A 24,535-nucleotide genomic window follows, 5' to 3' on the forward strand; every position below is an offset into this window, starting at 1 on the left:
TCCCTTGGCTTAGCCGAGAAGCGCGGCAAGGTTCCCGGCCGGGGTCGAAAGCGTGCCCGTGCCGAAGACCATCGCGGGCTGCGCGGCGGTGAGGATGGTGGCGTAGTCCGCGGCATAGAGAAGGTCGCGGCGATACAGGTTGGCGTTCTCCAGGTCGTCCGTCGTCGTGCCGCCGGCGAGTGTGAGCCTGGCGCTGGTTCCATCGGCGAGTGTCAGGAAGGTCGTCGCGGCGAGAGCGGCGTCGATCGTCGAAGCCGCCGCGTCCCGCAACTGCGGCGTGGGGCACCAGCAGGTGACGCGGAAATTCTGCTTCTGCCGCCGCGTCTCCTTGAAGGCGCTTTGTGCCTGCTCCACCCTGGCGATCAATCCGCTGGCGCCTGGAAGTGCGACTGTGCTGCCGGAGTATTGCGTGAAGATGCCAGCGGCCGTGATCTGCGCCGCCAGCGCGGCGGCGATCAGTGCGGTGGAGTCGCGTGCCTGAACGAGATAGATGAAGGTCTTGCCGTCAACGGCAATGCCCACCATCTGGCCGGCGGCCGGGGTGCCGCCGAAGATGATGATGTTGCTGCGCGTGGTGATGGTCAGGCTTGGCGCGGCGGCGGTCGTCACGTTCCAGCGGGTCGGATACCGCGTCGTGTCTCTTGGCTCGCCGGCCGGGAAGACAGTGACGTTGCAGACACCAGCTGCGATATCCGCATTCAGAGCATGGGCGATCGGCCAGCCGCGATAGACGCGGAAGAGGGCCGTGCCGTTATTAACGGAGGAGACGCTGCCGCTGCCGTTCGGATAGAGCGTCGCCGCAATCGCGGTGACGAGGGCATTTTCGATGTCTGATTGATCGGCCATCAGGCGATCGCCTCCACAGCGGCTATCCGCCAGCCGAGCGCATTCGGCTCCACCGCGGTGATCACCGCGGAGAAGCCCGTCTCATCCGAAAGGATGTCGCCTGGCAGCATGGTGAGGCACACCTGCTGCGGCAGGGGAGGAAGAAGAACCGTCCAGAGCGGCGGCCCGGGCTCGTCCGGCAATTCACCGCCGCGGCGGCCGCCCGTTCGGCCCATCAGCACGCTGGCAGGCCAATTCTGCAGAAGCAGCATCATCTCGCTGCTTTGCACCCCGCCATAGCCGTTGATGCCGACCGCCGCTGCGCCATCCGGCCGCGTCACCGAGATCGCGCGATTGGTCTGCACGCAGAGCGTCGGGAGGAGCGGAGGCTGTGCGGCAATGAAGAAGATGCCGAGCGGGCCGCGCAAATAGTCGCCCGGCCGCGTATAGGCGGTATCCATCATGGCCGACCAGAACGGCTCGTTCGGCGCGGGCGCGGGGCGCCAGCCCTGGCCTTGCCCGGCGAGGGAGACCTTGAGCAGCAGTTTCTTGTTCAACGGGTCGGTGGGGTCGATCGCGCCTGTTGGCCGGAGCAAGGTGTAGTCCTCGCCGGTCGCCAGGGCGGCCTTGCCTAGTCCGTAGGAAAAGCGATCGCGCAGCCGTTCGGTATCCATCAGACCACCAAGGTAATGCCGGAGGAGGCGAAGCTCGGGCCGGGCGGCAGGCCGAGAAAGTTGCAGAGCCGCCGGCGCCATTCGTCGAGCAGGGTCAGCCGGTCGCGCAACTCGTCCTTGTTGCGTGTCCAAACCGCCGCCTGGTCTGTGTCGAGCCCCTGCGCGGATTGCGGCACGCCCACTTCGAGGCCGCGAAGGGTGCCGAGATAGGTCCGGACAACGCTTTCTTCTGCGGGCGACAGGTTGTTCAGTCGATATTCCAGAAGCCCATAGGCTTGAAAGAAGCGCCATCCTTGAAAGCCGCTGGCTCCGGCGCCATAGGCCGGATAGCCACAGAAGCGGCGAACATCGGTCTTCTCGCTATCGGTGAAGGCCATGAGGCTGGTTTCCCAAAAAAGGTGCCCGGCCGGCCGCGCTCGGGCCGGCCGGGCTTCCGCCTATCGTCCCGCGGCGCGCCGGCGCCGATCCGGGCCGGATGAAGCGATCCGGCCGGGTGGCGACGCGCGCCAGAACGATAGGCAAGAGCAGTCTCCGCAATCGCTTGCGAGCGGGAGAGCTCTAGTAGGCCGAGCCGGATCCGCGAGTGAGATACAGCGTCCCGCTGCCCGAACTCAGGAGAGCGGCTGCGGCCGTGACCGTCGCGCTGACGCCAAGCAAGACGCGCCCACCCGCGGGGATCGGCAGATCGGCAAGGCTCGCGGTCGTCTGCAGCCCCGCGCCGAGGCGCAGGAAGGCGGTGGAGGCGGTTGCGTTGAAAACGAGGAGCGACGGGCCGGCGCCGCCCAGCAGGATTGCCGTGCTGGTGGTGCTGGCGGAGATGGTTACCGTCGCCTCCGGCGTGAAGGCGGCAATGCTACCGCTCGCCATCGCGCCTTACCCCGCGTGCTCGACCATGACCGCTCGCTTGAAGGCGGCATTGGTCGCCGTCGGCACGGTGAGCGGCGTGGTCGTGGTGTCGGAGGGCGCGCAGAAACCGCCGATCCAATACCAGCTCTGCGCGATGATCTGCTGCAGCCGGTCGATCGGCTCGCGCGTCACCATCGCGATGTTATCGACGGTCGCGACGATCGAGTCTTTCGGTGCCACATCATCCGCGCCCATGCCGGCGAAGTCGCCCTCGATGAGTGCGCCCTGGCCGCAGATGATCGGGCGGCGGATGTTGAGACCGGGGATCGTCGGGTGCGGCTGGACGAAGGCCTCGGTGGTCGGGATGAAGCGGAGGCCGAGGAAATCGTTGACCATGCCATCCGCGAAAACGGCGTTGCTCGAAGTCGCACCCGTGAAGAGGGTCTTGAAGTCGGGGTCAGCGAAAAGCTGGCGGGCGGAGACGGGATCGAGGTAGCAGTTATAGACGCCGTCGATTTCCGGCACCGCGTTCTTGCGCAGCGTTGCCACGGCATCCAGCAGGCTGCCCATGGCCAGGCTGTCGGTCGCCTGCAGAAGCGAGGTATTGCTCCGCCCGCCCGGCCGCAGGATGGCGCTGGCGGTGGCGGCCTGCACGGTGCTTCCCGCCGCACCGTCCGTCGTCGTCACATTCGTCGCGAAGGTCAGCGAGCCGGAGATCCCGAGCGGCGTGGTCGAGATGTTGGTGCTGTCGGGCACGGCGCCGACCAGCGTATAGACATCGCTGCCGACGGTGACGGTCAGCGGATTGCCCGCCGAGACGGGAAACTGCACGCCATTGACGAAGACCGTGGTGAAGCCGCGGATGTCGTCCACGGCGATCGTCGGGCCGGCGCTGCCCAGCGCCGTGGTCACGCGGGTATTGCCGCCGAAATAGGCGTTGAAGAGCGCGTTGCGGGCGAGCTCGTCGAGGCTGCGGGCGGCCTGTTCGCCGTTGGTATAGGCGTTCTGCAAGAACTGGCTCGCGATGCCGACGCGGCTCGTCACCATGTTCAGATCGGCGGTCGCTGCGTAGAAGTTGAGGGTCAGCGTATATTGCTCAACGCCCCAGCTGCTGGGAGTGAGGCCGTTGTCCAGGTTGGTGTTGAGCGAGGGCGAGAGCGGCGTCGTCACGCTCGGCTTCAGGCCCGCACGCGTCTTGGTGAGGGTTTCACCGATGCCGACCGCGATCTCTTCGCGGTCGGCGACGGCGCGATAGCCGAGGCGGGAACGCAGCGCCTGCTGGAACTCGCGTTCGAGGAAGCCCTGCTGGATGATGGGTTGCAGAGCGACGGGAAAATTCTGGATGCCCATGGCGATCCTTTCGGCGTTTTATGGGTGAAGAGATCAGAAGCGGCGGAGGATCGCGGCGCGGGCGGCTCGGTATTCCTCGTTGGTCATCTCGGTCGCGAGCTTGGTGCGCGGCGGCTGTGAGGGCGGCGGCACCGCGTTGGTGGTGGTCGAGGCGGGCTGGAACAACCAAGGCTTGTCGCGGCGAAAGCGGTCCATCAGGGTCGAGCAGCCGGCAACCTCGCCGCGCTCGGTGATGGTAAGCCCGCTCGTATCGACGAGCTTCAGCCCGTCGAGGTCGATCATGCCGGCGCGCAGCGCCTCGGCCTTCAGTTCGGAGAGGACGAGGTTGTTGCGGGCCTGGGCGGTCAGCGCCTGCACCTGTTGTTCTAGTTCGGCTGCGCGGGCACGCAGGGCATCGATCGTCTCGCCGGCGCCGTCACCGGGCGGGGCGTCAGGTGTCGTCATGCTTTGCTTCCTTTTGGATCCGCGCGAGTTCGGCGCCGACATTCTCGATGCCGTAGGCATCGGCGATGCTGCGCACCGCGGTTTCGCGGCTAATCAGGGCGGACTGGGCAAGGGTTGTCAGGGTCTGCGCTTCCGCCAACTGGTCGGCCGCACTCGGCGGATACCAGCGCGGCCAATCGAGCGTGATGCGTGCCTCGGGCGAGATCTTGGGCATCGGCTTGCCGATAACGGTGATCGGGTAGCGCGCCGCAGCCCGCAAAATCATTCGCATGAGTGGCAGCAGGCCGTTATCGCCGTAGGAAACGCGCAGATTGTCCGCAAGCCATATCAGGCCTTGGTTCATCAATTCGAGCGCACGCCCGGATTGGGCGGCGGCGATGCGGTCGGCCGAGGAGCGGTTGCCATGCACGCTTTCCAGGGCCAACTCGCGCAAGACCCTCACATAGTCGATCACGGCATTCGCGGCCGAGCCGCCGATTTCGAGCAGCCGCGCATCACCATCCTTACTGACAACGAGTGCATTGCCGGCACCCTTGATGATTTCGCGGTCGGTGGTCGCCGGTTCCTTGATCAACAGGGTCGGGTCTGAACTATAGGTGAGGCCGCGGCCCGCCTGGGAAAGCTGGTAGTCGATCTCGATGCTCGTCTCCACCGCGGCGCGAAAGGTGCAGGCGCCATCGATGCCTTCGCCGCCCGGCAGGTTGCGGATCCAGACCATCGGCACGAAGCCGAGGCCGTGGCGGCTCGATCGGGCGGGATCGGGGGCAGGGCCGCCGGGCGGCTCGTAGCCAACAGGCCAGGGCAGGTACCAGGTCTCGCTTTCCGTCGTCCATTCGCGCATGAACCAGTATTCGATGCCCGGTTCGGCGATCTCATAGCCTTGCGCCAGCAAGGCGCTGCCACGCACCTTGTAGCGTTCGGTCACGCTCGCCAGCGTGTCCGGGGCATCGGGCTGCCATGTCGGCATCAGGAAAAGGCTGTCCATCACGCAGACATGGACACGGCCCTTCAGGATACGGAGCAGCAGAGCGACCGACCCGATCGAGCCGCGCAGCGCCGCTTCAACCATCACGCTGTTCAAACGGGCGTCCCGCACGAGGTCGGCGAGGACAGCGCGGGTTTCGTGGTCGGCGCAGAGGAGGGTGGGAAAATGCCCTTCGCTGAAGAGCAGAGCGATACTGTCTTCCACCACCGTTCGGCAGAGCGCGTAGCGGATGGAGGGGCGGCGTTGCCGCAGCGGGATGTATTCGCCTCCCGCGCCCCGCTCCTCGTGGAATTGATAGGGCAGCACGTCGTAGAGCGTTCCGTTGAGCACACGGCGCATGAGATCGAGCGTCGCCGTGCGCGTGGGGTAGTCGGGGTCGCGCGGGGTCAGCGCGCGGATCGCGTCGAACATGCCTGTATCCGGTATGAGAGAGGGGGCGCGAAGTCAGCGGGAAAGCAGCGGCACGTGCAGGCGCCGAGCCGGGCCTGAGGGCGAGACCAGCGTCATGAAGGCGCGAGACAGCGCATCCACCTGATCATCCTTGTGGCTGTTCGGAAAGTCTCTGAGTTCCTCGATGAACATCCGGTTCCAATCACTGCGCAGCAGGCGGAGATTGCCGGCCTCTACTTGCGCCGCGACGGGGCTTGCGCGGGTCAGTTTCGAGCCGGTCTCGGGCGAGGCATGTACGGTGAAGCCCGCGAGGCGCCGTGTCAGGTAGGAGACCTGAGCCTGGCCCGCTTGCCCGGGGTCTTGCGGCAGGGCGATTGTCACCGCGGGGCCGTCCCGCTGCGCGGCGCCGAGGATGGCGCTTTCCACCTCGCCGGGTGAGCCTCGCAGCCGTGTCACGTCGGAGATGACGAAGCGCTCATCAGCATCGCGTTCCAGTTTAAGGCCGACGGTCCAGTCAGGATCGCGGCCCGGGGCCGGCACGGCGGAGGCGAGATCCCAGGCTCGTACGGCGCGTACCGTCGGCGGCACGGCGTCGCAGAGGCCAAGCCGTTCGGTGAGGAAAAGCCCACCCGATGGCGGGCGGGGGTTTTGTTGAAACAACGCGGCAAAGGCGCGTTCGCCCATCGCCATGCGTTTGCGGTGCAGCGCCGCCCCGTCTTCCCATTCCGGCCAGAGTGGTGCGCCTTCCGCGCGGCCCAGCGGATCGGGCGTCGTCGCGAGAGCGGGCAGGCGGAGAACGCGCCAGGCGGGTTCGGTGTCGAGGATGCGGCCGCCAAGATCATCCTGGTGCCAGCGCGTCATCACCAGCACAACCCGGCCCCGCGGCTTGAGGCGGGGGATGAGGTCCATCCGATACCAATCCCAAAGGCGCTCGCGCGCGGCGGGAGAATCCGCGTCGGCCCAGGATTTGATCGGGTCGTCGATAATTGCGAGGTCGGCGCGCCGGCCGGCGATCGGCCCGCGGATGCCGGTTGCGAAATACTCCCCGCCGAGGCTGGTGCGCCACCGGTCCGCCGCCCTCTCTTCGGGCGCCAGGCGATAGCCGAGAAGTTCGGAATGCGCTTGTACGAGCGCGCGGGTGCGCCTGCCGAAGTGGCTTGCGAGGCTCTCCGTATGGCAGGAGGTGATGAGCGCCGCGCGCCGGTGCGTCGCCAGGAACCAGGCGGGAAAGAGGATCGAGACGTAGGTCGATTTCGCGGATCCCGGCGGCATAAGGACCATGAGCCGGTCGATCTCGCCATTGCTGATCGCTTCGAGATCCGCCATCAACCGGAGATGGTGCGGCGCGGGCGCCAGGTCCGCCTCCGCCAGAGCGTGGGTGGACCAGTCAATCAGCCCCAAAGCCATGCGCGGTTGGGGCCTTTCGATCGGAATTTTATAGTCGGAGGGCGATGGTGGCCGGGTTGGCCGGCTGATCGGATGTCTCTGCGTCAGCGACGCAACGAACCATCATATAAATTCTTATAGGGAAAGCTGGGGCGCCTGTCCAGCAAAAATTTACGAAATCGGAACGAAAAATTAAACAGCGATTTCCTCGGAAACCGCGAATCGTTTCATATAAGAGGAGAAGAAGCGTCGCTCGCGCGTCGCGTCCAGCCCATGATCGGAGAAGCGATAGACGTTCCGCCCGTAGCCGCCGCGTTCGGCCCGGCTCATCTCTTGTGCGATGGCGGCTGTCGCATCGGCGTTCAAATCCATGTCGAAATGATGGTACATCCGCTGAATGGTGCCGAGAGGGTCAGCCGTGAGGTCCCGATACTGGATATGGCAAATCGAGAGACCGCTGTCCGAGGTCGCACCTCCCGCGTCGGCTGCCTGCATCATCGCTTCCACCCCCTGATGCCAGCGCCCGGTCACCTGGGCGCCGATTTCCGGCTTGTTCTGGGCGCGGGTGAAGGGCTGGCGCAGAATCTCCGTAAGCTTCGCGACCGAGGGCAGAACCTTGAGCGGATCGCGGTGGACGAAGACGATGCGCGCATCCGGATAGGTGCGGCGGATCGCATCCAGGGCGAAGACGTGGTCGGGGCACTTCAGAACCCACTGCACCGCGTCCGGATCGTCGCCGCTCTGATGCTGAAGATGCTGCAGAAAGCGCTTGTGGAAGCGATAGGCGAAGCTGTGCCCGTGCTGATCCTGCCAGGCGAGATAGCTCGGTATGCGGAAGGTCGTATCGTATCGCAGGGACTGGAAGACCTGCGCGGTGATTTCGGTGCATTCCTGCGGCATGCGCGCGGTGAGCGGATGCACGTCCCGAAAGCCTGGGGCGACGCGGGCAAAGACGCGCAGGTCGCGCTCCGCACGGCGCACGCGGTCATCCCGCCCATGCGGTGGCGGGTAGGGGGCGAGCGTCTGCCACACGCTGGGGCTGCGGGTGCGGGGATCGCAGTCGAGCAGGCGGTGCAGGAAGGTCGTGCCGCTGCGCGGCAGTCCGGTCACGATCAACGGCCGGCGGATCGCTGTCGTCACGATCCCGGGCGCGCGCATCTCTTCTTGCTGTAGCCGGAGGAGGTTGCGCAGGCAGCGGATGGTATCGAACCGCACCGCGAGGCGACCGAAGAAGGAGAGGTCCGCCTCGTTCTCAAGTGCACTCAGCAGGGCGACGAGGCCCTCCATGAACTGCGCGGGGCCGAAGTCGGGGCCGAAACTCTCCGCATCGGCGCCTTGCAGCGCGGCCGCGAGCAGGGCGGGCGCCTCGAACGGGCGCCGCCCCAGTCCTGTCAGCCGCGAGGTCCAGTCCGCTAATGAAAGCGCATGGGTGGCGAGGGTCACCGTTGTGCAGTATCCTTAGTAGCAGCCCGAACCGTGCTACCGGCCCCTCAACATGCGGTCAAGCGAGCAGGGTAGGGTCAGGGCCGCATATCGGTCATCCCCGTGAGGCCGGGGGCGGAGAGGCCAGTTTCAGCCAGGGCTTGTCGGCGAAGTGCGAAGATGATGATGCGGATACCCTCCGCGTGCCAGCGTTGCACCGCCTTGTGATCCGCACCGAGTGCCTCGCCGAGCCGCCGCCAGGAATAGACGTGCCGCCCCGTGATCGGGTGGACGAGCGCCCGGCACCCGACGATACGGCGGAGTACGTAGCGATCCTGCGGAATAAGGGAGATATAGCTCATCGCCCGGTCCATTCGGCTGATCCGCGCGGCTGAGGGCATGGGCGGGCGGATTTCCGCCGGCTGCCAGCCATAGGCTTCCGTCGCTTCACGCAGCATGGGTAGTGAGGAGGTGCGAAGCCGGGGCGAGAATCCGCTCGGCGGCAGGGAAAGCAGGGTGGACCCGGCTTCTTCGAGGCACGCGATGAGGCTCTCATATTCCGGGGGCAGAGGGCGCGGCTTGGCGCGTGCGCTGTGGCGGCCGTGGATGGGCTTGGCGGTGGCGGCGTTGAGCATCGAGGAGCCTCGGCAATGGAGAGGTGGGGGAGGGGGTGGCCGTGCCACGGACCGAATGCTGCTTGAGAAAAGGCAGGGCGCTCCGCTAGGCTTGCTCGGCGCGGCGCTCCCCGCGGCAAGCGGTATGAGTTTGTTATTATAACTAACACCGTTAGGCAATAGAATTCGAGCCATGGAAGCGGGAATGCCGATCGAAGGGCCTCATCAATGGCTGGAAGGGGCGGATGCCGCGGCGGATCTCGGCGGAGTCGCTGCGCGTATTCGGGAAACGCGGCGCTCTCTCTCCTGGACGCAGGAAGAGCTGGCGCGGCGGATCGGTGTCTCGCGGAGCGCCATCGCCCAGTGGGAGACGGACCGAACGGGGCAGATTCGCGCCAACCTTGCGCGGGTGGCGGCCGTCCTTGGCGTGTCAGTCGGCTATCTGCTGACGGGCGAAAGCCAGGGCCCGGCGGCGGCCGAAACCGCCGATGAGCGCGCGCTCCTTAATCTGTACCGGCAGCTGCGTGAGGGCGGGCGGGCCGAGGTTCTGCGCTTCGCGCGCAGCTTGCTTGGCAAGCCGAGAGACCTTTCGCAAAGCTGAGGAATTCCGCCGGCGGCAGCGCCGATGAGAATTCCGCGAGCGGCCGGCAAATGTTGTCGCGGTTAACCTTTTGTAAGCACCCTGCCCGCTAGCTGGTTGCCCGGGGGCGCAGCAGATGCGCCCTGAAATTCACGGCTGCCAAGCAGGGGATACATAGGATGAGTGGGTTCACGACGGTGAGTGGGGGTACTACGCCCACTCAATTCACGACGAGCGGGGCTGGCCCCGCTTTCTCCAGCGCTTTTTCCTCCGGTACCACCTACACCAACGTTACCGGGAGTGGTTCCATCTCCACCTCCGGGCCGGTCATCATCTCTGGCAGCGGGACGACGGTTTCCGTCTCGGGCGCGAGCGCGGTCGCCGATACGTCTGCCGGTGGCAACCGGATCGTGACCAGCGGCAATACGAGGGTCTTCGCCGCCGCGAATGATACGATCGCGGCCAGCAGCGGGGCGAGCACCCTCTTCGGCGCTTCGAGCGGTCTCACCCAGTTCTCGGTGTCCGGCGCCAACAGCTCCGTCGTTGGCGGTTCTGGTGGCTTCCTCGGCACGGTGACGGGTGGCAACAGCACGCTGGTCGGCGGCTCGGGCGTTTCGGTCATGACCGTGACGGGCAGGAACAATCTTGTCGCCGGCGGCACCGGTGTCACTTCGGCCGATCTTCGCCAGAGCGCGGGCGGCAACGTCGTCTCCACCAACCCGCTCGGCAATTCCGGCACCCTGATCGCCAATCTGGGCGCCGGCGCGGCTACCGTGGTCGGTGGTTCGGGCACGTCCTATGTCGCGGGAAATGGGTCGGATGTCTTCCTCTTCATCAAGGGGCATGCTGGCGGAAGCGAATACATCTATGGCTTCAACAGCTCCGATAATATCGGCTTCGGCGGCTACGGCTATTCGGCGGCCAATCTCCCCACCGAGCAGGTCGGCGCGCTGGGCGATGTGATCACGCTGAACGACGGGACGAAGATCACGCTGGTTGGCGTCAATCACACGGTTTTCTGATCGCCAGGGCTGCCGGGCCGCTTGGCCCGGCATCTCACGCTTCGGTTGCCTATGCGAGAGGGGGAAGCATCATGCTTCCCCCTCTTTTTTCGTCAGGAATGCACCGCGCGCGCAGACATTCACGCGTAGGTCGGCCGCGGGTTGGCCTCGGTCAGCCAGTCCATATGCGCGAGGATGAGCCCGACCTTGGCGAAGAGCAGGGAGACATCGCGCAGTTCCTGTTCCAGCCGCTCATCTCCATCGAGATGGGCGAGCGAGGGCTCGCCCGATACCAGCCGCGCCCCGGCCGAAACCCGGAGCGCCGCCGCGGCCTGGCCTTCGAGGGTGATGGCGACAGGCTGGCCGATATGGCAGCGTCGGGCGAGAATCGGCCGTTCGGCCGGCGAAACCTTGGTTCCCAGGGCCTCCGTCAGATCGGCGTTGAGCCAGATATAGACCTTGCGGGCCTCGGCGAGGTCGAGAAATTGGCTGATGCCGCCCGATGTGCGGCGCAGCGCGAAGCAGCGGATGGTCGTCGTCAGATCCCAGGCACCGGCATCCTCGGTCAGGCCATGCGGGCTCACCGAGACGAGGCCCGGCGTCGTGGCGATGGAGGCTTCAACATGGCGGACGAAGCGGTGCAGGATGTGCCGGCGGCGTTCAGCCGGCACCGCCGCGAAGGCCCGCATTTCGGCGATGGCCGCCTGCCAGCGCATGAGCAGGCCGACATTGCCGGGCAGCAGTTCCGCCTCCGCCTCGGCGGCTGGGCGCCGCGGCTGCGGTGCGTCTGCCGGCCAATCGGCCGGCCCGCAATAGAGCGCGAGCCCTTCCGCCAGCGGCACGCCGCGCAGCCGGCGCATCTTCTCCTCGGGCACCAGCAGGGCGCCGGCGAAGGGCGGACCGGTAAAGAATTTCGAACCGGTGATGGCCACCATCCAGCCGCGGGCGAGATAATCCTGAATGGTGCCGGGGTGGAGCCGGGCCTGGCAGGCATCCACCAGCACGTCCATCCTGGCGCCGTGCTGGGTGGCGAGCGTCATGGCGCATGTCGTGCTCGGTGCCCTCAGCCCGGTCTTGGAAACGTCGAGCAGGTGCAGCACCGGGCGCCGGCCCGCGGCGACCGCTTCGGCGACCGCCTGCAGGCAATCGGCATCGATCGCCTGTTCGGGCCGGACCGCGCCGTCGGCTCCGCGCACGGCGATGTTGGCGAGCGTGGTATCGCCACGGTAGCCGGCCACCACCTCGCCCTTTTCCACCGGCACGCCGCGCGCCGTATCGGCGGCGAAGTGCCGCCCGCGGGCGGCGAGCGGCACGCCGCTGCCGGTCTCTTCCGGTGCCAGGAGGATGTTCGTTACCGGCCGGTCCTCGGTCGCCTCCACCAGGGCGAGGGCGAAGAGTTCGGCATCCGTGCCTGAAGGCGCGAGCAGGATGCCGGTCCCCTCCGGCAGGTCGAAAGCCCGCGCGAGGCCCGCGCGCACCGCCTCCGCCTGGGCGCCGATGGCCGCATGAACCGAGCCCGCGAGGCTTGCCGCGACGAGGTCTCGCCTTGCCGCCTCAGCGCCGAGATAGCCGCGTTCGGAGCAGGATGAAGCGGTCGAGGAGGCGAATGTCACCGCCCAGGGGCGTGGGCGGTGGCTACAGCCATAGCCGTTAAGGCCGGTGAACGGATCGATGCCGAGCCGCGCATCCCCACCCTGCTCCATCAGCCACTCGGCCGGCCCCAGCAGCGGCCAGGCGGCGGCGAGGCGGGCATGGGCCTCCGCCCCGAGCGGGCTGTCGCCAGCCTCCGGCTGATGCGCCGCGAGCTTGGCCCAGATCCGCCGCGCGGTGCTGAGATCGGGCGGCCCGTAGCCGGTCAGGGGGGCGATCCAGCCGGGCACGGTTGCCCCCGCCGCGCCATAGGTTTCGAGCGCGATGGCGAGGGCTGCGGCACGCGCCGCAGCAAGCCCGGCGAGCGGCGGCTCGGCCAGCGGCGCCAGCCAGGCCAGTTCGATCGCGTGGCGCAGATGAAACAGCGCTTCCGCCCGTCCGTCGAGGCTCGGGCGTCCGAGCACGATGCGTCCCTCCCGCAGAACGAACGGCCGCTCACTGTCCGCTTCGATGCCGATGGCGTGCTCGGCGCAGAGCAGTTTCAGTTCCGGCTGGTGCGGGAAGCGGGCAATCGGATGGGGCGCGAGGTCTGGCAGCATCATCGGTCCTTCATCGGCGCCGCGGGCGGCGGCGGGCGGACCAGCCGAAGCGCCGCTGGTCGCACGCGGCTTAGCGCCGTAAGTCGTTCAATGCCATCATTTTATCCGCCAGCGGCGGGGGATCGGCCCGGCCGGCCTCAGGCGTCGCGGTTGCGGATGTCATCAAAGTGCAATCGCCATGGCATTCCCCTTGCCACAAACCACGCCTAAACGGCTCTCCAGACAAGCGGTGCCGATCGGCCGCATCCATCAGGCTTGGAGATTGACATGTCGGACGATATCCTTCTTCCGCGGGTGACCCGCGCTCAGTTCCTCAAATCCGCCAGCCTCGCGGCCCTTGGCCTCGCGGTCCCTGGCGTCCTTCGCTCTGCCGAGGCGGCGGAAGTCACCATTCTCGAGACCGGTTCCAGCCTGCTTTACCCGCTCTTCAACCTCTGGGTTGAGACCTACACGAAGAAGAATCCGGGCGTGCGCATCACCACGCAGAGCACCGGCAGCGGCACCGGCATCGCCCAGGCGATCGCCGGCATCGCGCAGATCGGCGCCTCGGATGCTTACATGGCCGGGCCGCAGGTCAAGAAGAACCCGACGATGATGAACATCCCGCTCGCCATCTCGGCGCAGAACATCGTCTATAACCTGCCGGGCCTGAACGACCAGAACCTGAACATCAACGGTCCGGTTCTCGCGGGCATCTACAGCGGCAAGATCACCATGTGGAACGACAAGGCGATCGCCGCGCTCAACCCGGGCGTAAACCTCCCCGCCCACAAGATCCTGCCGATCCACCGGACGGATGGCTCGGGCGATACCTTCATCTTCTCCCAGTATCTGTCGAAGTCCACGCCGGAATGGGCCAAGACGGTCGCCTACGGCACCACGATCAGCTGGCCGTCCGTCTCGGGTGGTATCGGCGCCATCGGCAACCCCGGCATGGTGCAGGCGACGGCGCAGAACCCCTACTCGGTCTCCTATGTCGGCGTGAGCTTCGAGAAGCAGGTGGGTGATGCGAAGCTCGGCATCGCCAAGGTCGGCAACAAGGCTGGCAAGTTCGTTCTGCCCAATCCGCAGACCATCCTGGCCGCGGCTTCGGCGCTTGCCGACCAGACCCCGCCGGACCAGCGCATCAGCCTGATCTTCGCCGACGGCGACCTTGCTTATCCGATCATCAACTACGAATATGCGATCGTGAATGAGAAGCAGCCGAGCAAGGCGATGGCGATGGCGATCAAGAAGCTCCTCGATTGGGCGATCGACGCGAATGGCGGCAGCACCGAGGCTTTCATGAGCCAGGTGAACTTCGTGCCGCTGCCCGAGAAGATCCGCGCTCAGAGCAAGGCCCGGATCGCCAAGATCTCCGCCTGATCTGATGAGCCAAGGCCTCGCACAGATCCCATCAGCCGGCGTCGGCCGGCCGGTGGGCAAGGCGAAGGGGGGGCGGAGCAACTCCGCCCTTTTCCGTTACGTTCTGGTCGCTCTGGCGGGCATCATTCCGCTCGCCATCGCATCGGTTCTGATCTTCCTGCTCGTCTATGCCTGGCCGGCCATCAAATTCAACGGGATCGGCTTCCTGTTGAACCAGACATGGGACATCGGCAACCTTTATGCCGATCCGGTCGAAATCAACGGCGTGCTGGCGCCGGTCGGCGCGAGCTACGGCGCCCTGGTCTTCATCGCCGGCACCTTGGCAAGTTCCTTCATCGCCCTTCTGGTCGCCGTGCCGGTCAGCCTCGGTATCGCGATCTTCCTCTCGGAGGGCGTCTTCCCCGCCCTGCGCACGCCCTTCGCGATCGTCGTCGAACTGCTCGCGGTGGTGCCGAGCGTGGTCTATGGCCTCTGGGGTATCATCGTGCTCGTGCCTCTGGTGGCCAAGGTGATCTCCCCGGTGATCGCCACCATCTTCTTCTTCATTCCCTTCTTCGCGGCGAAGGGCGGCAGCGGCTTCGGCCTGCTGGCTTCATCCCTCGTCCTGGCGCTCATGGTGATCCCGGTCATCACCGTCACCGTTTACGATGCGCTGACCCGTATTCCGAAGGAGGCGAAGGAAGCCGCCTACGCGCTCGGCACCACCAAGTTCGAGATGGTCTTCTTCACCATGCTGCCGATGGTCCGCCCGGCGGTGATCGGCGCGGTCATTCTCGGTCTCGGCCGCGCCTTGGGCGAGACGATGGCCGTGCTCATGGTCTCGGGTGGCGCCCTCAACTACCTGCCGAAGACGCTGATGACGCCGATCAGCACCATGGCCTCCTTCATCGTCTCCCAACTGGATAGCGCCGAGCAGGACCAGACGGGTCTCGCCGTGCAGTCGCTCGCGGAGATCGCCATCGTGCTCTTCGTGATTACCGTCATCGTGAATATCATCGCCCGTCTGCTCGTGCGCTCCGGCGTGCGCGGGCGCGGCTGAAGGGGCAAGCATCATGGCAGCTTCGGCCCGGGTTTCGACCTTTTCGCAACGCGAGACGCGCAAGCGCCCGGTCTCCGGGCGGCGGCTGCGCAGCAATCTCGGCTGGGCCTTCTGCACGATCTGCTTCCTGCTCGTCGCAGTGCCGCTTGCCGATATCATCCTGCTGGTTCTGGTCCGCGGGCTCTCGGCTCTCTCGCCGCACCTCCTCACCAGCGTCACCACCGGGGTCAGCGGCGGTCTGCTCAACGCCATCACCGGCACGCTGGTGCTGTCCGTCGGCGCGCTCATCTTTGGTGTGCCTGTGGGGGTCGGCGCCGGGATGTATCTGGCGGAATTCGGCAATGGCCGATACGGGTTTCTCGTCCGCTTTCTCGCGGATGTGCTGACCGGCGTGCCCTCCATCGTGCTCGGCTATTTCTCCTACGTGACGATGGTGATCTGGCTCGGATGGCAGTTCTCGGTCCTCGCCGCGTCGATCACGCTCGCCATCATGGTCCTGCCCTATATGGCGAAGATGACGGAACTCGTGCTGCGGCAGATCCCGGTTTCGATGCGTGAAGCGGCCTATGCCCTCGGCGCGAATGACCGCAAGGTCATGTTCCGCGTGCTGCTGCCGGTGGCGTTCCCTGGGATCACGACGGCGATCCTGCTCTCGCTCGCCATTTCGGTCGGTGAAACCGCGCCGCTCATCTACACCGCCGGCTGGTCCAACTACGTTTGGGGCGGCAAGCTGACGCATGAGCCGATCGCCTACCTTACTTATGTGATCTGGAGCTTCATCAACCAGCCTTTCGCCTCGGCCCATGCCTTGGCTTTCGCCGCGGCCTTCCTGGTGATGATGACCGTGCTCGCCATCAATCTCGCGGCGCGCGCCATGCTCCGCGTCCGCGCGGGCTAAGCCGGGCGGCGCCTGCCGTCTCATCGCCGGGCGGCCTAGCCGATCGCGGCCCGGTCGGTCGCGGCCCGGCCGATCATGGGCACGTCAAAGCCGCGGCGGATGCCTCCAGCGGAGGATGCGCTGCGCGGCCTCCGCCACCGCTTCCTCACCCCCGCAATAGCTGAAGCGCACGAAATCCCCACCGCGCCCTGGATCAAAATCGATCCCCGGTGTCGCCGCGATGCTGATCTCGCGCAGCATGCGCTCGCAAAAGGCTGGGCTCGCCTCGCCGCAATCGCTGATATCGGCATAGAGGTAGAAGGCGCCTTCGGCCGGGCTGAGGCGGGTGAAGCCGGCGCGTGGCAAGGCCTCCAGCAGCAGGTCGCGCGCCCGGCGATAGCCCGCGCGGCGCGCCTGCAACTCGGCGTGACAATCGAAGGCGGCTTCAGCCGCGACCTGGGCGATATGCGGCGCGCTGATGAAGAGGTTCTGCGCCAGCCGCTCGGCCGGGCGGATGAGATCGTCCGGCAGCACCATCCAGCCGACACGCCAACCGGTCATCGAAAAATACTTGGAGAAGCTGTTGATGACGATCGCGGAGGGGCTGAAGGCGGCGGCAGTGCTGGGTGCGGTCTCGAAATTCAGCCCGTGGTAGATTTCATCGCTGACGAGGCGCACACCCTCGGCATCGCACCAGCGGGCGATTGCCGCCAGCTCCTCCGCCTGTAGCATGGTGCCCGCCGGGTTGCAGGGGCTCGCCACGATAAGGCCGGCCGGCCTCGGCTCCAGGGCTTCCAGCATGGCCACGGTCGGCTGAAACCGCGTCTCGGCGCTGGCTTCCAGAATGACCGGCCGCATGCCGAGGGCGGTGAGGATATTAACGTAGGGTGGGTAATAGGGCGCGGCCAGCGCCACCGCGTCTCCCGGATCGAAGGCCGAGAGGAAGGCCAGCGGGAAAGCGCCGGATGCGCCCATTGTCACGGCGATCCGCTGAGGGTCGATCGCTGCACCATACCAGTCCGCGTAATGCGCGCCGATGCGTCGCCGCAGGCTTGGCAGTCCGAAGGCTTCGGTATAGCCCAGCGCGTGGCCCGAGGCTAAAGCCGCCGCCGCGGCCGCCACCGCGCGCTCCGGCGCGCCAAGGGCGGGCTGGCCGACCTCCATGCGGATCACCGGCGGATCATGCGGCTTGAGGCTGGCTGCATGGGCATTCGCCGCGGCGATCACGTCCATCACATGGAAAGGGGGGATGTCGCTCCCCCGCCCGCGTTTCAACGCCATGCTCGGCTCCGTCTGCCGCGTCTCGGGCACCCTCCGCGCGGTCTCGCGGTGCGGAGAGTGCCTACCTTGCGGATGGTGGCGGACATGCCCGCCTTCGTTCGTTCCAGTGCGCGCGGCCGGCTCCCGCTCAGCGCGGCGCGGCGATGTGGCCGATGGCGGCGCCCGCACCGCGCGGATCGGTGATCCAGCTGCAGCTGTGGATATCCCCCGGCACACGGGCCGGGCAGCTGATCGCGTTGATGCGGCCAGGGTCGGGCACGGTCGTGCCGAAATACTTGCCACGGTCGCGCAGCGCATCGGCCGCCGTCATGCCGACGGCGAGCGGCGCGCCCTCCTGCCCCGATCCGCCGATCGCGGCGCGGAAGGCGTTGGTCGGCTTGTTCCAGATCAAGGCGGCGGAGAGCAGGGGCGCCTGCCCGCGGTTGGGCGATGCGCCGAGCAGGATCCCCGTGCCGGGCGCGATCCGGCCATTGCCGAAGAGATTGTTCATCGTCAGGCTGCAGGCGACCGCGCCGCCGGAGCCGTCCATCGTCACGAAGGAGGTGGAGGCGGCGAGCGGCGGCAGGTGCCCGCCCGGCAGGTTGGGGTCCTTCAGAAGGGCGCTCGGATCGGCCGCATCCACCCCCGCCCGGTAGGCGGTGGCAACCGCGAGGGCGGCGGCATTGGCGGCGGCGATGTCGGTCGGGTGGTGGCGGAGCTGGTTGAAGGCGGCGGCAGCGGCAAGGCCGCCATCCGCCGGCGGCGGCAGGAAGGTCACCACGTTGCCGCCGTCATGCACCATCAGCGGCGCTTCCTCATGCGGGATGGCGCGGCCCAGCTCGGTCAAGCTGATGGGGCTGCCGATGGCAGTCGCGGCGGAGGCCAGCTGCTGGGCGAGCGGCCCGTCGTAAAGCTGCGGCACGCCTTGTGTGCGCAGGATGTCGAGGGTGCGGGCGAGGTCTGGCTGGGTCATCGTCTGGCCCGCCATCAGCGGTCCGCCGGCAGGATTGCCGAAGACCGCGCGGGCTGCGGGGTCGGCCAGCAGCGGCCCTGCGACGACGGCGAGATCCTGCGCCAGCGCCTTCGAGACCGGCACGCCGAGGGCCGCGAGCCGCTGCGCCGGGCCGATGAGCTGCTGGATCGGCGTATAGCCATAGACTGCCTGCATGAGCAGCAGGCCGCGCGCCGTCATCGGCACCGTGGTCGGCCGCACCCCGCCGGAAGCCGCGGCCTGCGGCAGGAAGACGAAGGCCTGCGGCGTTGCGATGCCATTGGTTTTCACGAAGGGCGAATAGGCGAGGCAGGCGCCGCCGCCGCCGAGGGAGGCGCGGGATGGGAGCGTGACCGAGAGGGCGAAGCCCACGGCAACCGCGGCGTCGGCCGCCGTGCCGCCGGCCGCGAGGATATCCCGTCCGATCTCGGCCGCGATCGGCTCATCGGCGACCACGACGCCGGACCAGTTGGCCTTGGCGATTCCAGGGGGCGGGGCGTCGTTCGGGTTCGGCCCCGCCCCGGGCAGCTTGTTCGAAAGCAGGCCGCAGCCGCTCAGCACGAGGGCCAGCGAAGCGAGCGTCGCCGTCGAACGCAGCAGCGTCGTTGCCTTGGAAAGCCGGGTGAGCGAGGCCGAGGGAAATGCCATCATCTTGTCCGCGCGCGGGCGCAAGCCCTCGCAGCCGGGCCCTTGCGCCGAATTGATACCAAGTCTGCAAAGGTGCCATAAACGGCTTCCCCGGCATCGGCAACCGGATGCGCCCGCGGATGGGCGATGCCGGGCTGCCGGTCGCAACCGAAAGTGCCTCTCATGCTGCCACGTTGCCTTGCTTTCCTGCCGCTTCTGGCTGGCCTCGTCGCGGTCCTCCCCGCCCCCGCCTCGGCCCAGGCGGTGGTCGGCGGCCAGTCCAGCCCGCAGGCCTCGGGCCCCGCGCTCTCGCCCAAGCAGCGCGCCGAGGTCGTCAGCCTCATTCGGCAGGAGCTGATCACCGATCCCTCGATCCTGCGCCAGGCGATCGCCACGCTGCAGGCCGATGATCAGCAACGGCAGGCGAGCGCGCAAAGCCAGGCGATCGCGGCCTCGCGCGAGGTTCTTTTCCACACGGCGGCGGACCCCGAGATCGGCAACCCGGCGGCGCCCGTCGCGGTTGTCGAATTCTACGACACGCGCTGCCCCTATTGCCGGGAGATGCGGCCGGAATTCTACGATCTCGTGAAGCAGGATCCGCAGGTGCGGGTGATCTTCAAGGATATCCCGATTCTCGGCCCGGATAGCGTGGTGGAGGCGAAGGCGCTGCTCGCGGCCAAGCGGCAGGGCAAATACGTGGCCATGCAGCAGGCGCTGATGACGAGCACGCTGCCGCCGACGCAGGAGCGCCTTCGCGCGCTCGCCCGCACGCTTGGCATGGATGGCGATCGGCTGCTGCGCGACATGCGGGATCCGGCGATCGCCGGCCAGTTGCGGGATAACGATGCCTTGGCCCAGGCGCTCGGCGTCACCGGCACGCCGGCGATCATCGTCGGCGCGCAGCTTGTGCCGGGGGCGGTGAGCCTTGACGATCTTAAGAAGCTGGTGGCTCAGGCGGGTTGAACGGCGCCGCTTTCCTGCCCCGCTGCGCCCTTGGGCCAGCGGCGATGCAGCCAGAGCCATGACCCCGGCTCCTCGCGGATCCAGCCTTCCAGCGTCTGGTTCACCCGCAGCATCAGCGCGGCGATATCGGCCTGCCGGTCGCCGCTCTCGGGGAGCGGCAGGGGTGGGGCGACCTCGAGGCGGAAGCGGGCGGGCCCAATCCTGCGAATGCGCCCTGGCACCACCGGGCAGCGGAACCGCAGGGCGAGGGCGCCGAGGGCGGGTGCGGTCATCGCCGGGCTGCCAAAGAAGCGCACCGGAATGCCGTCATTCATCTTCTGGTCCACCAGCATGCCGAGGAAGCCGCCATCGGCGAGATGCGCCAGCGCGCCGCGCGCGCCCTGCGCGCCCTTGGGGAAGAGCGGCAGCGCCTGGCCCGCGGCCTGCCGGCGCAGCTGATTGACGGCGTCATTGACGCGCCGGTTGCGCAACGCCCGATAGAAGCTCGCCATCGGAATGCCGATGCGCGAAAGGATCACGGGCAACATTTCCCAATTGCCGATATGGCCGGAGAAGAAGATCGCGGGGCCGCCCTCCGCCGCAAGCGCGCGCAGGATCTCCTCACCCCTGATCTCCCATCCCGGGCCGCGGTCGGTCCGTTCGAATTTGGCGAGATGCGGCAGTTCGCCTGCCGTGCGGCCGATATTTTCCCAAACCGAGCGCACGATCTCCCGCCGCTCCGCCGCATCCAGCCCTGGCATCGCCTGCTCCAGATTGGCATAGGCGACATGGCTGACCGGCAGGCGCATCCCAAGCGTCGCGGCAAGTTGGCCGCCGAGGTCGGAGGCCCGCGCCGGGCTCATCCGTCGCAGCAATCTGGTCATGGCGGCGAAGGCCGCCCCTTCCACGTAATCCAGAGCAGCGCCCATGCGGCTCCTCGTCTTCTCTCCGGTCGGCCGTTCCGACGTGAACTTTGTGGCATCATCTGTCGGCTGGTTAAATCGGACCAAAGCAGGCAGCGGGCAAGCGACCCGCGCTCAAACCAGATCTACCGGGCGTAGAAGCCGGACGCCCCCCTCTCACTTGCCAAGCCGGGCTCCCGCCATACCTGAGGCGGCAGAGATAACCGATTGAGGAGGTTTGTGTGGTCACGCGCAGAGAATTTTTCCCCCTGGCGGCTGGCTTCGGCATGGTGGCGGCGGGCGGTGGCTTGGCCAGCATCCCGGCGCAGGCGGCAACCGGCCCGCAGGATACCGTCAATCATGCGCTTGGAACGCTCCAGGATCTCCGGGGAGACAAGGAGTTCGGCAATGCGCGCGAGCTTTTCCCGCGCGCTCGCGCGGTTTTGATTGCGCCGCGGATCTTCAAGGCCGGCTTCTTCGTCGGCGGTGAGGGTGGCCGTGCGGTCATGCTGGCGCGGAGCGCCGTCGGCGGCTGGAACGGCCCAGCCTTCTACACCGTCGCCTCGGCGAGCTTCGGGCTGCAATTCGGCGCCCAGGAATCGGAAATGATCATGTTCATCATGAGCAGCAAGGCGCTGAGCGCCCTGATGCGGAACAAGTTCCAGTTCGGCGCGAATGCCGGCGTGGCGGTGGCGACGCTCGGCTCCAGCGTCTCGGGCGCCACCACCAGCAATGCGGGGCCGGATGTCGTGGTCTGGGCATCCTCCTCCGGCATCTATGCCGGCATCAGCCTGGATGGCACCCTTGTCCAGCCGCAGACCGATGCCGACCAGGCCTATTACGGCCAACCGCTGACAAGCGCGGAGATCCTCCTCCATGGCCGCGGCCACAATGCCGGCGCGGCGCCGCTCGTCGCCGCCATCAACACCCTATGAGGCGGGCTGGGCGGCAAGCGCGGTGACTGTCTGATCCGAAAGGCGGCCATCGGGGAGCAGATGGCGCCGCTCCTGAAAGCGGCGGAGGGCGGCGGCCGTCATCGGTCCGAAGCATCCGTCGAGCAGCAGCGGCGGCTCTTCCCCCCAGAGGTTCAGCCGCTCCTGGAGCCAGAGGGTGCCAGGGGCGGCGGTCACAGCCGGGGCGAGGGCGTCTTTCCAGCGAGCGAGCCAAATCGCCCGCTGCGTGAGCCCGATGAAGCCGCCGTTCAGGTGGTAGGTTACGCCGTTCAGATCGTCCCGCTCGGCGAAGGGCAGGCAGCCGCAGAGGATGAACTGCCCGGTGGCGCAGGCAAGGAAATGCGCAGGCTCGTTCACCGCCTCGGGCTGATTGAGCAGCGGCAGGCCGAGCCGCGCGCCGAGACGCTGGTAATTCACCCGCCCGCTGGTCTGCGCGCCACCCCGGCCGCGATAGAGCCAGCCGTCATCGCTGCCCGGCTGGTTGCCGAGCCGGCCGTCATAGACAGCCCGCGCGATCGCCTCCGGCTGATGCGCGAGGGCGGCAGCGCGCACCGCATCGAAACGGGACGGCCAGGTCGCCATCAGCCCGGCCGCTGAATAGTTCAGGTTCTCCTCCAGTTCCGTGCCGCCCTGGGTTTCATGGCTGAACTGCGCCATGGCATGGGCGATGCTGAGGGGCGAGGTGAGCCCTTGGGCGGCCAACACCTGCGGCGCCGTGGAAACCATCCCTTCGATCAGCGCGGGGGATCGTTCCGCCGCCAGAGGCCAGAGCGTGCGCAGCATGAGCATGGTCAGCATGGCGAAGGTCTCCGTCTGGTTCCGGTCGAGGGTTAGTTAGTTTTACTAACTTATTGCGCTATCGAAATCAAGCCGGCCGCCCGGCGGCCTCGCCTCCCGCGGCGCGGCATCGGATGATTCCCTCGGCGCGGGATCTGCTCTAGGCTCCGTCGCCTGACATGCGAAAAGGCCAAGCCTTGGGCTTCGATCTCATCTTCACCGGCGGCACCCTCGTTCTGCCGGACGAGACCGTCCCCGGTAGCCTCGCCGTCTCCGATGGGCGGATCAGCGCCATCACGGAAACGCCGAGCCATCTGCCCGGGGTGATCAACCTCGACGGTGATCTGCTGATCCCCGGCCTCATCGATCTGCATACCGACAATCTGGAGCGCCAGGTCCAGCCGCGCGCCACCGCCCGCTGGCCCTCCCGCTCGGCCATGGTTTCCCATGATGCGCAATGTGTCGGCGCCGGTATCACCACCGTTTTCGATTCCTTCTGCGCGGGCGATCTCGGCTACCAGGAAGAGCGGAGCCGCACGCTGGTGGATGGGGTCGCGGATATGGATGCGCTCGCCGGCGCCGGGCTGCTCAAGGCGGAGCATTTCCTCCACCTGCGCTGCGAGCTGCCCGCGCCCGACATGGCGGAGCGCTTCCGCGCCTATGCCGATCACCCCCGGCTGCGCTTCGTCAGCCTCATGGATCATACGCCGGGGCTCGGCCAATGGCGTGATCTCGAGCAATACCGCGCCCTGCTGCGCCGCGATGGGCTGGCGGAGGCGGAAATCGCCGGCAAGCTCGCGGAGCATCAGGCCAGCCGGGCGCGATGGCGGGAGGAGAACCGCGAGTTCGTGCTCGGGCTCATGCGCGGCCGCGGCCTGCCGCTCGCCAGCCACGACGATGCCTCCCTCGCCGATATCGCGGCGAGCGCCGAAGCGGGGATCGGCATCGCGGAGTTTCCGGTGTCCGCGCTCGCGGCGCAGGGCGCCAAGGCGCGGGGTCTCGCGGTCATCGCCGGGGCGCCCAATCTCGTGCGGGGCGGCTCGCATTCCGGCAACGTCGCGGTTGCGGACTTGCTCCGTGCCGGGCTGGTCGATGCCCTGGCCTCGGATTATGTGCCGGCGAGCCTGCTGGAGGCGGCGGTGCTGGCCTCTCGCTTCGATGGGTGGGGCCTCGCCCGGGCGATCGCCCTCGTGACCCGCAATCCGGCAGCCCTCGCCCGGTTGCAGGATCGCGGCGTGCTCTTGCCCGGCTATCGGGCCGATCTCGTTCGCCTCCGCATCCATGAGGGCTTGCCGATCCTCCGCGGTGTCTGGCGTGGCGGGGAGCGCGTGGCGTGAGCCGCAGCGGCCTGGGTGAGCCCTACCGGGTCGCCCTCTATTACGCGCCGGAAGCCGATGATCCGCTGTGGCAGGCTGGCGTGCGCTGGCTCGGGCGGGATCCGGAGACGGGGCAGGCCATTCCGCAACCGGCAGAACTCCACGGCTTTCCCGCCGATCTGACCAACGAGGCGGCAGGCTACGGCCTGCATGCCACCCTCAAGGCCCCGTTCCGCCTGGCGGAGGGCTGCGGCGGCTATGCAGCCTTCCGCACCGCGGCAGAAGCCCTGGCACAGGCCTGCCGCCCCTTCTGGCTGTCCGCGCTCGCGCTTCGTTCGCTCGGCGGCTTCCTCGCCTTGTGTGAGGCAGAGCGAGCCGCCTCCCTGCAGGCACTGGCCGATCTCGCGGTCGCGGCGATGGATCGTTTCCGCGCGCCGCTTTCGGCCGAGGAGCGGGCCCGCCGGCTGCGCCACGGGTTGAGCGGGGCGGAGGAGGCGATGCTCGGCCTCTGGGGCTATCCGCATGTGTTCCAGCTCTTCCGCTTCCACATCACCCTCAGCCGGCGCCTATCGGCGGCGGAAGAGGTGGCGCTCCGCCCGCTGGCCGAGCGGCACTTCGGGCCGCTGCTTGGCACCCATGCACGGCAGGTCCGCTCCCTCGCGATTTTCACGCAAGCGGCCAAGGGCAGCGCCTTTCTCTTGCGGGAACGGCTGCCTTTCGGGGCGGAAGCGCTGGCGGACGATCGCGAGAATTGATCCCCGCAAGAGGGAGCGAGTGTCG

Annotated in this window: 24 protein-coding genes; 9 read left to right on the forward strand and 15 right to left on the reverse strand. The window is 67.5% G+C overall.

The window, feature by feature from the left end:
* Positions 1–9: 9 nt before the first annotated feature.
* From ACYQ7X_RS14230 to ACYQ7X_RS14275, 10 genes are all read right to left on the reverse strand, one after another.
* The gene (locus ACYQ7X_RS14230; RefSeq protein WP_459697715.1) at positions 10–846 is read right to left on the reverse strand and encodes a hypothetical protein; all 837 of its coding nucleotides are present in this window, start codon (positions 844–846) and stop codon (positions 10–12) included.
* On the reverse strand, positions 846–1,499 hold the full coding sequence (locus ACYQ7X_RS14235) for a hypothetical protein (protein ID WP_459697716.1): 654 nt from the start codon (positions 1,497–1,499) through the stop codon (positions 846–848). The genes ACYQ7X_RS14230 and ACYQ7X_RS14235 overlap by 1 nt, the downstream gene beginning before the upstream one ends.
* A complete protein-coding gene (locus tag ACYQ7X_RS14240; protein ID WP_459697717.1) occupies positions 1,499–1,876 on the reverse strand; it encodes a hypothetical protein in 378 nt (125 codons plus the stop codon). Before ACYQ7X_RS14240 ends, ACYQ7X_RS14235 begins: the two co-directional genes overlap by 1 nt.
* Positions 1,877–2,057: 181 nt before the next feature.
* Entirely contained in the window at positions 2,058–2,366 is a 309-nt protein-coding gene (locus ACYQ7X_RS14245) for a hypothetical protein (RefSeq protein ID WP_459697718.1), read from the reverse strand.
* A gap of 6 nt (positions 2,367–2,372) precedes the next feature.
* Positions 2,373–3,695: a DUF4043 domain-containing protein gene (locus tag ACYQ7X_RS14250; protein WP_459697719.1), complete on the reverse strand. Its 1,323-nt coding sequence runs from the start codon at positions 3,693–3,695 to the stop codon at positions 2,373–2,375.
* A 33-nt stretch (positions 3,696–3,728) separates the two neighbouring features.
* Entirely contained in the window at positions 3,729–4,139 is a 411-nt protein-coding gene (locus tag ACYQ7X_RS14255) for a hypothetical protein (RefSeq protein WP_459697720.1), read from the reverse strand.
* On the reverse strand, positions 4,126–5,535 hold the full coding sequence (locus tag ACYQ7X_RS14260) for a phage portal protein (RefSeq protein ID WP_459697721.1): 1,410 nt from the start codon (positions 5,533–5,535) through the stop codon (positions 4,126–4,128). Before ACYQ7X_RS14260 ends, ACYQ7X_RS14255 begins: the two co-directional genes overlap by 14 nt.
* Before the next feature lie 33 nt (positions 5,536–5,568).
* Complete coding sequence (gene terL / locus ACYQ7X_RS14265; RefSeq protein ID WP_459697722.1) at positions 5,569–6,921, reverse strand: phage terminase large subunit; 1,353 nt, start codon at positions 6,919–6,921, stop codon at positions 5,569–5,571.
* Positions 6,922–7,092: 171 nt separating this feature from the next.
* Positions 7,093–8,343 (reverse strand): sulfotransferase family protein, encoded by a 1,251-nt coding sequence (locus ACYQ7X_RS14270; RefSeq protein ID WP_459697723.1) that lies wholly within the window; start codon positions 8,341–8,343, stop codon positions 7,093–7,095.
* 77 nt (positions 8,344–8,420) lie between these two features.
* The gene (locus ACYQ7X_RS14275) at positions 8,421–8,957 is read right to left on the reverse strand and encodes a DUF6362 family protein (RefSeq protein ID WP_459697724.1); all 537 of its coding nucleotides are present in this window, start codon (positions 8,955–8,957) and stop codon (positions 8,421–8,423) included.
* Between the two features lie 172 nt (positions 8,958–9,129).
* Here ACYQ7X_RS14275 and ACYQ7X_RS14280 point away from each other — a divergent pair, with 172 nt between their 5' ends.
* On the forward strand, positions 9,130–9,537 hold the full coding sequence (locus ACYQ7X_RS14280; RefSeq protein ID WP_459697725.1) for a helix-turn-helix domain-containing protein: 408 nt from the start codon (positions 9,130–9,132) through the stop codon (positions 9,535–9,537).
* Positions 9,538–9,695: 158 nt separating this feature from the next.
* The gene (locus ACYQ7X_RS14285; RefSeq protein WP_459697726.1) at positions 9,696–10,538 is read left to right on the forward strand and encodes a hypothetical protein; all 843 of its coding nucleotides are present in this window, start codon (positions 9,696–9,698) and stop codon (positions 10,536–10,538) included.
* Positions 10,539–10,657: 119 nt separating this feature from the next.
* On the opposite strand, the gene ACYQ7X_RS14290 is transcribed toward ACYQ7X_RS14285, so the two are convergent.
* Positions 10,658–12,709 (reverse strand): hypothetical protein, encoded by a 2,052-nt coding sequence (locus ACYQ7X_RS14290; protein ID WP_459697727.1) that lies wholly within the window; start codon positions 12,707–12,709, stop codon positions 10,658–10,660.
* Between the two features lie 264 nt (positions 12,710–12,973).
* On the opposite strand from ACYQ7X_RS14290, the gene pstS reads away from it, so the two are divergent.
* Genes pstS through pstA form a run of 3 tightly spaced genes read left to right on the forward strand, consistent with a single transcriptional unit; the run spans position 12,974 to position 16,008 of the window.
* Entirely contained in the window at positions 12,974–14,071 is a 1,098-nt protein-coding gene (gene pstS, locus ACYQ7X_RS14295; RefSeq protein WP_459697728.1) for a phosphate ABC transporter substrate-binding protein PstS, read from the forward strand.
* Between the two features lie 4 nt (positions 14,072–14,075).
* Positions 14,076–15,110 carry a phosphate ABC transporter permease subunit PstC gene (gene pstC, locus ACYQ7X_RS14300; protein WP_459697729.1) on the forward strand — a complete coding sequence of 345 codons (1,035 nt, stop codon included), beginning with the start codon at positions 14,076–14,078 and terminating at the stop codon, positions 15,108–15,110.
* A gap of 13 nt (positions 15,111–15,123) precedes the next feature.
* Positions 15,124–16,008 carry a phosphate ABC transporter permease PstA gene (gene pstA / locus ACYQ7X_RS14305; RefSeq protein WP_459697730.1) on the forward strand — a complete coding sequence of 295 codons (885 nt, stop codon included), beginning with the start codon at positions 15,124–15,126 and terminating at the stop codon, positions 16,006–16,008.
* Between the two features lie 84 nt (positions 16,009–16,092).
* Here pstA and ACYQ7X_RS14310 read toward each other — a convergent pair whose 3' ends face one another.
* Together ACYQ7X_RS14310 and ACYQ7X_RS14315 are read right to left on the reverse strand one after the other, a co-directional pair.
* Positions 16,093–17,268 carry a pyridoxal phosphate-dependent aminotransferase gene (locus tag ACYQ7X_RS14310; RefSeq protein ID WP_459697731.1) on the reverse strand — a complete coding sequence of 392 codons (1,176 nt, stop codon included), beginning with the start codon at positions 17,266–17,268 and terminating at the stop codon, positions 16,093–16,095.
* Between the two features lie 127 nt (positions 17,269–17,395).
* Positions 17,396–18,886: a gamma-glutamyltransferase gene (locus tag ACYQ7X_RS14315; RefSeq protein ID WP_459697732.1), complete on the reverse strand. Its 1,491-nt coding sequence runs from the start codon at positions 18,884–18,886 to the stop codon at positions 17,396–17,398.
* A gap of 162 nt (positions 18,887–19,048) precedes the next feature.
* Here ACYQ7X_RS14315 and ACYQ7X_RS14320 point away from each other — a divergent pair, with 162 nt between their 5' ends.
* Positions 19,049–19,828 carry a DsbA family protein gene (locus ACYQ7X_RS14320; protein ID WP_459697733.1) on the forward strand — a complete coding sequence of 260 codons (780 nt, stop codon included), beginning with the start codon at positions 19,049–19,051 and terminating at the stop codon, positions 19,826–19,828.
* On the opposite strand, the gene ACYQ7X_RS14325 is transcribed toward ACYQ7X_RS14320, so the two are convergent.
* Positions 19,816–20,736: a lysophospholipid acyltransferase family protein gene (locus tag ACYQ7X_RS14325; RefSeq protein WP_459697734.1), complete on the reverse strand. Its 921-nt coding sequence runs from the start codon at positions 20,734–20,736 to the stop codon at positions 19,816–19,818. The two genes, ACYQ7X_RS14320 and ACYQ7X_RS14325, sit on opposite strands and share 13 nt — an antisense overlap.
* A gap of 215 nt (positions 20,737–20,951) precedes the next feature.
* On the opposite strand from ACYQ7X_RS14325, the gene ACYQ7X_RS14330 reads away from it, so the two are divergent.
* Entirely contained in the window at positions 20,952–21,644 is a 693-nt protein-coding gene (locus ACYQ7X_RS14330; RefSeq protein WP_459697735.1) for a lipid-binding SYLF domain-containing protein, read from the forward strand.
* Here ACYQ7X_RS14330 and ACYQ7X_RS14335 read toward each other — a convergent pair.
* Entirely contained in the window at positions 21,639–22,460 is an 822-nt protein-coding gene (locus ACYQ7X_RS14335) for a peptidoglycan-binding protein (protein WP_459697736.1), read from the reverse strand. The two genes, ACYQ7X_RS14330 and ACYQ7X_RS14335, sit on opposite strands and share 6 nt — an antisense overlap.
* A gap of 158 nt (positions 22,461–22,618) precedes the next feature.
* Here ACYQ7X_RS14335 and ACYQ7X_RS14340 point away from each other — a divergent pair, with 158 nt between their 5' ends.
* On the forward strand, positions 22,619–23,776 hold the full coding sequence (locus tag ACYQ7X_RS14340; protein WP_459697737.1) for an alpha-D-ribose 1-methylphosphonate 5-triphosphate diphosphatase: 1,158 nt from the start codon (positions 22,619–22,621) through the stop codon (positions 23,774–23,776).
* Entirely contained in the window at positions 23,773–24,510 is a 738-nt protein-coding gene (locus tag ACYQ7X_RS14345) for a DUF1045 domain-containing protein (protein WP_459697738.1), read from the forward strand. The genes ACYQ7X_RS14340 and ACYQ7X_RS14345 overlap by 4 nt, the downstream gene beginning before the upstream one ends.
* Positions 24,511–24,535 lie beyond the last annotated feature (25 nt).

The organism is Acidisoma sp. C75, from assembly GCF_054665095.1.

Excerpts from the sequence above, each read along its gene's own strand:
- pstC (WP_459697729.1), top strand. The coding sequence starts at position 14,076 with ATGAGCCAAGGCCTCGCACAGATCCCATCAGCCGGCGTCGGCCGGCCG.
- ACYQ7X_RS14290 (WP_459697727.1), bottom strand. The coding sequence starts at position 12,709 with ATGATGCTGCCAGACCTCGCGCCCCATCCGATTGCCCGCTTCCCGCAC.
- pstA (WP_459697730.1), top strand. The coding sequence starts at position 15,124 with ATGGCAGCTTCGGCCCGGGTTTCGACCTTTTCGCAACGCGAGACGCGC.
- ACYQ7X_RS14240 (WP_459697717.1), bottom strand. The coding sequence starts at position 1,876 with ATGGCCTTCACCGATAGCGAGAAGACCGATGTTCGCCGCTTCTGTGGC.
- ACYQ7X_RS14325 (WP_459697734.1), bottom strand. The coding sequence starts at position 20,736 with ATGGGCGCTGCTCTGGATTACGTGGAAGGGGCGGCCTTCGCCGCCATG.
- ACYQ7X_RS14255 (WP_459697720.1), bottom strand. The coding sequence starts at position 4,139 with ATGACGACACCTGACGCCCCGCCCGGTGACGGCGCCGGCGAGACGATC.
- ACYQ7X_RS14320 (WP_459697733.1), top strand. The coding sequence starts at position 19,049 with ATGCTGCCACGTTGCCTTGCTTTCCTGCCGCTTCTGGCTGGCCTCGTC.
- ACYQ7X_RS14280 (WP_459697725.1), top strand. The coding sequence starts at position 9,130 with ATGGAAGCGGGAATGCCGATCGAAGGGCCTCATCAATGGCTGGAAGGG.
- ACYQ7X_RS14340 (WP_459697737.1), top strand. The coding sequence starts at position 22,619 with ATGCGAAAAGGCCAAGCCTTGGGCTTCGATCTCATCTTCACCGGCGGC.
- ACYQ7X_RS14335 (WP_459697736.1), bottom strand. The coding sequence starts at position 22,460 with ATGCTGACCATGCTCATGCTGCGCACGCTCTGGCCTCTGGCGGCGGAA.
- ACYQ7X_RS14250 (WP_459697719.1), bottom strand. The coding sequence starts at position 3,695 with ATGGGCATCCAGAATTTTCCCGTCGCTCTGCAACCCATCATCCAGCAG.
- ACYQ7X_RS14285 (WP_459697726.1), top strand. The coding sequence starts at position 9,696 with ATGAGTGGGTTCACGACGGTGAGTGGGGGTACTACGCCCACTCAATTC.
- ACYQ7X_RS14315 (WP_459697732.1), bottom strand. The coding sequence starts at position 18,886 with ATGGCATTTCCCTCGGCCTCGCTCACCCGGCTTTCCAAGGCAACGACG.
- ACYQ7X_RS14260 (WP_459697721.1), bottom strand. The coding sequence starts at position 5,535 with ATGTTCGACGCGATCCGCGCGCTGACCCCGCGCGACCCCGACTACCCC.
- ACYQ7X_RS14275 (WP_459697724.1), bottom strand. The coding sequence starts at position 8,957 with ATGCTCAACGCCGCCACCGCCAAGCCCATCCACGGCCGCCACAGCGCA.
- terL (WP_459697722.1), bottom strand. The coding sequence starts at position 6,921 with ATGGCTTTGGGGCTGATTGACTGGTCCACCCACGCTCTGGCGGAGGCG.
- ACYQ7X_RS14245 (WP_459697718.1), bottom strand. The coding sequence starts at position 2,366 with ATGGCGAGCGGTAGCATTGCCGCCTTCACGCCGGAGGCGACGGTAACC.
- ACYQ7X_RS14235 (WP_459697716.1), bottom strand. The coding sequence starts at position 1,499 with ATGGATACCGAACGGCTGCGCGATCGCTTTTCCTACGGACTAGGCAAG.
- pstS (WP_459697728.1), top strand. The coding sequence starts at position 12,974 with ATGTCGGACGATATCCTTCTTCCGCGGGTGACCCGCGCTCAGTTCCTC.
- ACYQ7X_RS14310 (WP_459697731.1), bottom strand. The coding sequence starts at position 17,268 with ATGGCGTTGAAACGCGGGCGGGGGAGCGACATCCCCCCTTTCCATGTG.
- ACYQ7X_RS14230 (WP_459697715.1), bottom strand. The coding sequence starts at position 846 with ATGGCCGATCAATCAGACATCGAAAATGCCCTCGTCACCGCGATTGCG.